General features: G+C 65.0%; 9 protein-coding genes and 1 pseudogene. 6 read left to right on the plus strand and 4 right to left on the minus strand.

Annotated elements, in window-relative coordinates; all coding sequences use genetic code 11:
* Positions 1–161 precede the first annotated feature (161 nt).
* Together AC54T3_RS16785 and AC54T3_RS16790 are read right to left on the minus strand one after the other, a co-directional pair.
* A complete protein-coding gene (locus AC54T3_RS16785; protein WP_496626461.1) occupies positions 162–983 on the minus strand; it encodes a DNA-binding protein in 822 nt (273 codons plus the stop codon).
* A 560-nt stretch (positions 984–1,543) separates the two neighbouring features.
* A complete protein-coding gene (locus tag AC54T3_RS16790; RefSeq protein WP_496626462.1) occupies positions 1,544–1,891 on the minus strand; it encodes a hypothetical protein in 348 nt (115 codons plus the stop codon).
* A gap of 66 nt (positions 1,892–1,957) precedes the next feature.
* On the opposite strand from AC54T3_RS16790, the gene AC54T3_RS16795 reads away from it, so the two are divergent.
* The 5 genes from AC54T3_RS16795 to AC54T3_RS16815 all read left to right on the plus strand — a co-directional run bounded on the left by AC54T3_RS16795 (position 1,958) and on the right by AC54T3_RS16815 (position 6,314).
* Positions 1,958–2,188 (plus strand): DUF8778 family protein, encoded by a 231-nt coding sequence (locus AC54T3_RS16795; RefSeq protein WP_496626463.1) that lies wholly within the window; start codon positions 1,958–1,960, stop codon positions 2,186–2,188.
* Positions 2,175–2,501, plus strand: a complete 327-nt coding sequence (locus tag AC54T3_RS16800; protein ID WP_496626464.1) for a type II toxin-antitoxin system PemK/MazF family toxin — start codon at positions 2,175–2,177, stop codon at positions 2,499–2,501. The genes AC54T3_RS16795 and AC54T3_RS16800 overlap by 14 nt, the downstream gene beginning before the upstream one ends.
* A 32-nt stretch (positions 2,502–2,533) precedes the next feature.
* Positions 2,534–3,745, plus strand: coding sequence for a tyrosine-type recombinase/integrase (locus AC54T3_RS16805; RefSeq protein WP_496626465.1), 1,212 nt, complete (start codon positions 2,534–2,536; stop codon positions 3,743–3,745).
* Positions 3,742–4,962, plus strand: coding sequence for a Bcr/CflA family multidrug efflux MFS transporter (locus AC54T3_RS16810; protein WP_496626466.1), 1,221 nt, complete (start codon positions 3,742–3,744; stop codon positions 4,960–4,962). Before AC54T3_RS16805 ends, AC54T3_RS16810 begins: the two co-directional genes overlap by 4 nt.
* A gap of 242 nt (positions 4,963–5,204) precedes the next feature.
* Positions 5,205–6,314, plus strand: coding sequence for a PcfJ domain-containing protein (locus AC54T3_RS16815; RefSeq protein WP_496626467.1), 1,110 nt, complete (start codon positions 5,205–5,207; stop codon positions 6,312–6,314).
* A 162-nt stretch (positions 6,315–6,476) separates the two neighbouring features.
* Here AC54T3_RS16815 and AC54T3_RS16820 read toward each other — a convergent pair whose 3' ends face one another.
* Positions 6,477–7,154: a hypothetical protein gene (locus AC54T3_RS16820; protein ID WP_496626468.1), complete on the minus strand. Its 678-nt coding sequence runs from the start codon at positions 7,152–7,154 to the stop codon at positions 6,477–6,479.
* A 232-nt stretch (positions 7,155–7,386) separates the two neighbouring features.
* Positions 7,387–7,509, minus strand: coding sequence for a hypothetical protein (locus tag AC54T3_RS16825; RefSeq protein WP_496626469.1), 123 nt, complete (start codon positions 7,507–7,509; stop codon positions 7,387–7,389).
* Positions 7,510–7,548: 39 nt separating this feature from the next.
* Between AC54T3_RS16825 and AC54T3_RS16830 the strand changes: the two are divergent.
* Positions 7,549–7,833, plus strand: a pseudogene (locus AC54T3_RS16830) (HU family DNA-binding protein).
* Positions 7,834–7,878: the final 45 nt, after the last annotated feature.

Genomic DNA, 7,878 nt, shown 5'->3' on the forward strand with positions numbered 1-7,878 from the left:
CCGAGAGGAGCCTGATTAATTGACTCAACTATAGATCAAAATGCTAGGAACTATACCTTAACGCTGCAGCGGTGCACGCATCGGCGTCATCAATCCGGACGCTTCCGAACAGAACCTATCAGATCAGTTTGGCGAAAACGCGCCGCCAGAAACCATGGGCGTTAGCGTTGGGCAACCTCATCCCGCAACTCATCGAGTTCCCGCCGCAGTTCCCGCTCCGCTTCCTGAGCCCGCTGCTCCGCCAGCAGGGCCTGATCCCGTTGTTCGACGGCCACCTGTTCTCTGACCTGAACAGTGGCCAAAGCCTTTGCGCAATCGTCTGTCTCCTCGCGCAAGCGCTCGACCTCGCCGCGCGCTGCAACCAGTTCGACCTCGGTGCGCATCGCCCCTCGCTGCTGTTCGGCCAGTGCCTTGCTCAGCGCTTGCACCCGCTGCTCGCTCTGGCGCGCCTGGGCCTCCAGCTTCTTGTTGAGCCCATCGCGCTCCGCGCGCACCTCTTCAATGACACGCACATAATGCTGTTCCTGCCCGGCCATGACCTCGCGCTCGCGCGCCTGCTCGATGCGCAGCGCCTCGATCAGCGCCTGACGCTCCTCGGCTAGTGCATGGATGCGCGCACGTTCCTGATCCGATGCTGCGGCCTGAGCCAACGCCGCCTCGCGCGCCTGCTCAGTGGCCTCGCCCTGCTGCTGCAACGCGGCGCGCTCCTCGGCCAAGCGCTCAAAGGCGGTCTCCTGGGCCACCTGCCACAGAGCGGCCATCGGCGCCTGCAAGGTTTCGGGCATCCCGCTCGGTAAGGCGTGGCCCTGCAACTGATTGCGGATCTCCTCGACGACCTGGTCGCGGTACTTGAGCACCGTGGTCTTGGAGCCGCGCTTGAGATGGGCGAGCAGCCGATCGGCGCTCGGGGCTTCGCAGGCGGTGAGACAGGCATAGACGCCCTGGCGCACGTCATCGAGGGTGATCGCGGATTGGCGGGTCATGGCACCTGGGGGAATCGCTGGCGTGCGGAGCATGACGCCCTGCCCTGACAGGCCCGTCCTGGCGGGGCTGAGGCCGCAAATCATACCGTACACCGGTACAGAGTACGTACCGAAATGGTACGGTTAGAGCAAAGATCGCAACAGAAGCCCCCTCTGTTGCAATCTTTGAGAACAACGCCGGTTTCGCCGTGCGCAGACCCCCGAGAGCCGTGGAACATCCCCGGCTAAAACCGGGACCGTTAGGGGGAAAGCGTTTTTTAGACAACCGCTTAGACAGTCATCGCAGCGGCATGGCGCACACCGTGGAACCGTTTTGGCGATGCCCACCGGGTTCCACGGGCACAGAGACAAGAAAACCCGCGAGCAGGGCTAGCGGGTTTGGGGGAGGCAAGCGCTGCTCAGCGAGCAGGCCGCCAGGTCAAAGGGGGGCGACGCCTTGTCTATGTCTTCTCCCCAAGAGGTCCGTATTTGCCTCGATGTGGCCGCAGACCCCCTCCTCGTTGGGGTAGCGGACGATGTCCCCCCCGCTACCTCGCCTCCATTTGACATGCTCAAGCGCCTCAAAAGAGCGCTTGAGCGATTGGATGGTGTCGCGCCTCGATGGCGTTCCTTGCCTCCCAAAAGACCTCCCGGGTCTGATTAACGAAGCAGACTTCCAGGTTCTCGTCATCGTCCAGATCCGCGTCTTCCCTGGACGGAGACCACTGTCCATGCGCACACAGTGGCGCCCAGGCGGCGCGGAGGCGCCGCTTTAACCGCCCCCACTGCCAGCGGGGGATGGTGATCGAACCGTATTCGTACTGACTCATCGCGACCTCCTCAGGTCGTTGTGTCCACCCGGTCTGGGCGAACTTCTCAACAGGAGGTTGGCGGACACGAAAAAGCTGCGGCTTCGTTTGCTCGGCCATCGCCTTGCCTGGACTAAGCCCAACGCCTAGAATGCATGATATGCATAACGTATTTTGGTGATTCTCATGCATAAGCGTATGACCATTACGCTCGATGAACCGGTCTACGAGGGGCTGCATCGGCGGATCGGCAAGCGCCGTATCAGTCAGTTCATCGAAGACCTTGTCCGCCCACACGTGCTGGATTCCAGCCTCGACGAGGGCTATCAGGCGATGGCGGCCGATGGGGAACGCGAAGCAGAGGCTGTGGAGTGGTGCAACGCCTTGGCGAAGGATGTCGCCGATGAGGCGCGGTGAAGTCTGGTGGGTCGAGTTCGATCCTTCGATGGGGAGCGAGGTCCGAAAAACGCGACCGGCTGTGATCATCAGCAACGATGCGGCCAATCGGCATCTTAAGCGCGTTGTGGTGATGCCGTTGACCAGCAACACCGAGCGCCTGTATCCGGGGGAGGCGTTGGTCAAGGTCGGGGAGCAGACCAGCAAGGCCATGGCTGACCAGATCATGGCAGCGGACAAGGTGCGGCTGAAGACCCGGCTCGGATGCTTGAGCAAGCAAGACATGGCCGCCGTCGAGGATGCGATTCGGTTGCATTTAGGGTTGCCGCAGTGAGCGCGCCGCCGCTGGTCGAGCCGAACGTCCCTGTGCCAACCACCACCACGACGACGACCTGGTTCCCCTGGTGCCTGAGCGTATCGCCCGAGACCTCGCCGCATCCCGGCGCCCTGCCGCCGATCCCGGCCGGTGGCTTGGGTTGGCTCATCGCGCCTGAGCGCGGCCATCTGTCCGACTGTCGCACCGATCTGGAGGCGGTTAGCCGCTGGTTGGCCCGTCAAAAGGACCAACCGCTCACACTTGAGGCCTATCGCCACGAACTCGAGCGCTTCCTGCTCTGGCTCGGCATCGAGCGCGGCAAGGCGCTGTCGGAGGCGACCGGTGAGGACATCACGCTGTTCGATGATCTGCGGCAGGCGCCGCAGCGTTGGCCGCAGTGTTACGGTGAGCCGCGCCCGCAGTCTGATCCGCAGTGGCGGCCCTGGACCCGCAGGCTCAGCGCCCGCTCGCGCCATGAGGCGCTGACCACGGTGGAGCGCTGCTACGCCTGGCTGATCAAGCAGGGCTATCTGCGCTACAACCCGTTCGCGGCCTCGGCGGTGCAGGAGCGCTATCTGGACGATCAGCTCTGGCAGGCGGTGCTCGCGCAGGTGCAGGCGATGCCCCGGCGAACCGCCGCGCAGACAGCCCGCTATCAGCGCAGCCGCTGGGTGGTGATGGCCCTCTATGCGCTGCTGGCCCGGGCCTCGGAGTTCACCAGCGCGCGCATGGGTGATCTGGTGGCGCTGCGCCGCCCCTCAGGGGTGCAATGGTGGTGGCAGGTGCGCGGCAAGCAGCGCAGCGCGGCCGATGCCCCGGATGAGGTACCGATTCCGCCGGCGTTGATCGCGGAGCTGTCACTGTACCGGGAGCATCTGGGCCTGAGCCCGCTGCCCGAGCCCGGCGAGACCACGCCGATGATGCTGAGCCTCTATCCCAAGCGCGACGGCTGGGCGGCGCTCAACCGCACCACGCTTTGGCGGCTGATCAAGGCGCTGTTCATGGCCACGGCCGAGGCCATCGAGGCGTCCGATCCCGATGGCGCGGCCCATCTGCGCGCGGCCTCGCCGCATTGGCTGCGCCATACCGGCATCACCCACCGGCTCGATGAGGGCCTCGGGCTGAAGGAGGCGCAGGCGCTCTCGCGACATCGCTCGCTGAAGGATCTGGGCACCTATGCGCATGCCGATCGCGATGCCTTGTATGCGCGGGTGGCGGGTTGGCGGGGGTTGGTGGCCCCCACCTTGACGGACGTTCCTTGAGCACGGCCGCCCAGCATCGGGCCGAGATTCGCCCCGCCCTGTTGGTGTCCCTCGGCGCGCTGGCGGCCTTGACCCCCTTTGCGATTGATCTATACCTGCCGAGCTTACCGGCCCTGGCGCGGGATCTCGGGAGCGACATGCGCCTCGCGCAGCTCAGCGTGACGCTCTACTTGGCCTTGTTTGCCGCTGCACAACTGCTCCTGGGACCGCTGTCCGACCTCTACGGACGGCGTCGGTTGATCGGCGGCGGCCTGGCGCTGTTCGCCCTCGGTGGGTTGGGCTGTGCGCTCGCCCCTTCGATGGCGCTGCTGCTGTTTGGTCGCGCCCTGCAGGCGATCGGGGGCGCCGCGATCGCGGTCACGGTACCGGCCTTGGTGCGGGATTGCTTCGAGCGCGATGACTATGCGCGCGTGATGACGCTGGTGATGATGGTGATGGGCTTGGCGCCGCTGATCGCTCCCAGCCTGGGTGGTCTGGTGCTGCTGCTCGGCTCCTGGCGCTGGATCTTCGCCACCCTGCTCGGCATCACGCTGGTCACCACCCTCCTGTTCCTGGTCAACGTCCCGGAAACGCTGGCAGCGGCGCAGCGCTCATCAGGACTCATCGCGCAACTGGGCCAGTACCGGCGCATCCTCGGGCAGCGCCGGGCCTTGGCTTATCTGTTCACCGCCTCGGCCAGCTTTGCCGGCATGATGGCCTTCATCGTGGGATCGCCGTTCGTCTACATCGAGCTGCACGGGGTGTCAGCCACCGCGTTCGGTCCGCTGTTCGGTGTCAATATCGCCGCAGCGCTGCTGGTGTCATTGCTCAATGCGCGGCTGATTCCGCGCGTCGGTGCCGAGAGACTGCTGCGCATCGGCATCCGTCTGCAAGGGCTCGCGGGCCTGATGCTGCTGGGTCTGACGCTGATCAGTGACCCGAGCCTGTGGCTGCTCGCACCGATCGCCGGACTCTACCTGGGCATGGCCGGGTTGGTGATGGGCAATGCCATGGCGGGGTTCATGGCGGACTTCTCCGCGCTGGCCGGCACCGCCTCGGCGTTTGCCGGCGCGGTGCGCTTTGGCGCTGGGGCGCTCAGTGGATCGCTGATCAGCCTGCTGCATGATGGCAGCGCCACGCCCTTGCTGGTGGCAATGGGCGTGAGTGGCGTGCTCGCCGTCAGCGTGTACGGGCTCGGCTGCCGGGCGTCCGTGGCATGGCTCGGGCGCAACGCGTGAGCGTGGCGAGCGGTGATACTCGCCCCGGCGCTCGAGTTGATCGACGACCTCGATCTTGCTCGGGGGCGCTTCTATTCGGCTTGGCCATGATCCCTTGAAACGCATGCATCCGCTCGCAACACCCACCAACGCACTCAAGGCACCGCTGCAGGCCTGGCTCGCCGAACGCCGACACGAGCGGCAGCAGCGGTGCTGAGCATCGCACGACGCTGCACTACGCCTGGGATGCGAGTGAGGAAGTCTTGTTCATCGACTACTCGCCACTGCTCGGCATCGACTGCCTGCATGCGGTCAGTCACTGGGCATCGGGCTTCGCCACCCTGCGCTATGCCGAGGGGCTGTTTGAAGCCGCCTGCATCAGCGACCTTTGGCTGCCGTTTCAACGCGACCATGAGGACAGCGCGTTCCGGCACTGGTTTGCGACCCTGCCCGAGGACTTGGCCGAGGCCCTGGAGACACTGCCTGCGCGCCGCTATGCCTTGGCGGCGCTTGCGCAGCGCTCGCAGGCGGTGCGGGATCTGATCCTGTCCAATGTCAATCTGTGCTTCCTGCTGGATCAGTTCGCCGAGACACAGGGGTGGTCCGAGCAGACACTGATCACCCTCGCGGGCCGCAAGCAGACCGACATCCTGAGCGCGTTGGGGCTGCCGCCGTATCGACGCGTGCTCAAGCTCATCGGCAAGCTGCGGATCGGCGAGTTCGACGCCTACGATGTCGGCAGGCTGTTGCGCGTCCTGCGTGACGAGGCCGTCTGCAACGCGCTCGTGCATGAGCGTCAGTTGAGCTGTCATGCCGTCAAGATTCTCGAGGACTATCCGTGGATCGCTGGTCGCCCGCTGCAGCACTTGCTGTGCGAGGCACCCAATCGGACTCTACGGGAATGGATCAACGACAGCTTGCACATGGGCGGCGAGGCGGCGCTGCGTGAGTTGCGCCGGTTCGATCGCCCTTCACAGGTGCGGCGCCTGCACGAGCGCTTGATCGCGGAGCAGATCGAGCAGGATGGCAACCGCCGCCGGCGCTTCGATGCCTACGGGCACCTGCTGGCGTTTCCGCCGGCCCCGTTCGCCGATACCGCGACGATCCAATCCATCAAGACACCGGATGCGTTGCAGTTGGAGACCCAGCTGATGCGCCATTGCGTGGCCTCTTACACCGATCGGGTCTACGACGGCCAGTATGCGGTCTACAAGGTGTTGGAGCCGGAGCGGTTGACCTTGGGGCTGAGCCTGCGCCAGGGCGGTGTCGCCTTGGATCAGTTGAAGGGCGTCGCCAACCGAGCGCCGAGCCCGGAGGCGCAAGCGGTCGTCGAGCAGTGGTTCCATGAGCAGCTGAAGGTCGCTCGGTCCTGATGCCAAGGCTCAGGATGTCGATTCAGGTACTCCGAGCAGCGCGCGGAGCCTGCGCAATGGCTCAGCGATGGATGCAGCGTTGCTCCCCAGAGACTCAGCCCGCGATCAGTCGCTCGAGCGCCTCAACCGGCCCGTCCAGCGCCGCGTGGTCCGGGGCGCGGGTCATGCCCTCGCCTTCTGAAGCCTGAAGACGCCCAGTGGCTCCGCCCGGAGTGGATCGGTCATGGCCTGACGCTGCGCTAATTCGGTCTGCAGTGCTTCTCCAAAGCAGGCTTTGACCTCCAGCCAGTCGCGCGGACTGATCGTGATCGGCGCCGGCTCGGGAAAGTCCTTGAACCAGGGGCCATAGGACGGCTGCAGCACCTGTTCGCGCTCGGCCGCGAGCACTGCCAGATCGGCCTGCTTGACCACCGTCGGCTCCGGGTGGTCCAGCCCGAAGACCTCGGCGACCACGGCACTGATGCGCGCCTCCACCGCCTTGTACTCGGGCATCACCTGCTTGAGCGGACTGACCATATCGCCGATGTAGGCCTCGGCGGCATCGTGCAGCAGGCCCTCGAGGCGCAGCTCGGCCGGCAGCAGCGAGGCGACATGCAGCGAGTGCTGGGCGACGCTGTAGGGAAACAGGGCCGCGCCGTTGAAGCGGTTCATCAACGACAACGAATGGATGATGTCGTCCAGACGCACCATCGCCGGCTGTGGATCGCGCAGGTCGAAGGCGATGCCGGAGTAGGTGTGGATGTGGACGGGATCGATGCCGGTCATGATCGTGCGCGAGAAGAGCCGCCTGTTGTGAGTACCGGTGCCGCCGCCAGGCTGTTCATCCGCGATGCTCATCATCCGCTGCGTGCTGAGTACGCGATGTCTTACATCATACGCGAGACCAAAGACGACCCGCCGAGATGACTCACCTCGCACCGCTGATTGATCTGCCGTTCCTGCGTGCCCGCTACGAGGGGTTCCTGCTCGATGCCTATGGGGTCTCCTGCCGTCGCTTGCAGTCACGTCCAGTCGGGCCGGTGCAGACCGCTCCCGTGCTTCGACAGGCATCTGACTTCCGGGTCTCAGGCCCTCACTCGGTCATCCGCATCACCCCGGTGACGATGCCGAGGATCTCCAGCTCGTCGTGGCCGAGGTAGATCGGCGTCATCTCCGGGTTGGCCCGGTCGCAAAGGTATCCTGAGCAGGCTACCATTTGCCCTATCGTCTCCGACTAGCCAGCGATGCTGTGTTCATGACCCTCTCCGAGCTGACTGACACCATCGCCCGCAAGCAAACGGGTCTCAATGCCGCAGATACCGCTCTGGCGGTGAAGGCGCTCATCACCTGTATGCGAGACAGCTTGGCTCAGGGCGAGCGCATCGAGGTGCGAGGGTTTGGCGTTTTTGAGCTGCGCTTGTATGAAGCCCGCACCGCGCGCAATCCGCGCACCGGCGAGTAGGTCAGCCTGCCCGCGCGCGCTCGTCCGCACTTCAAGCCGGGCAAGGCATTGCGCGAGCGGGTGGATGCGGCGACCTGATTATTAACTAGGCTCAGCCAATACGAGGAGCCGATGCGGCATCGG

The organism is Halochromatium sp. NSM3 (genome assembly GCF_059621085.1).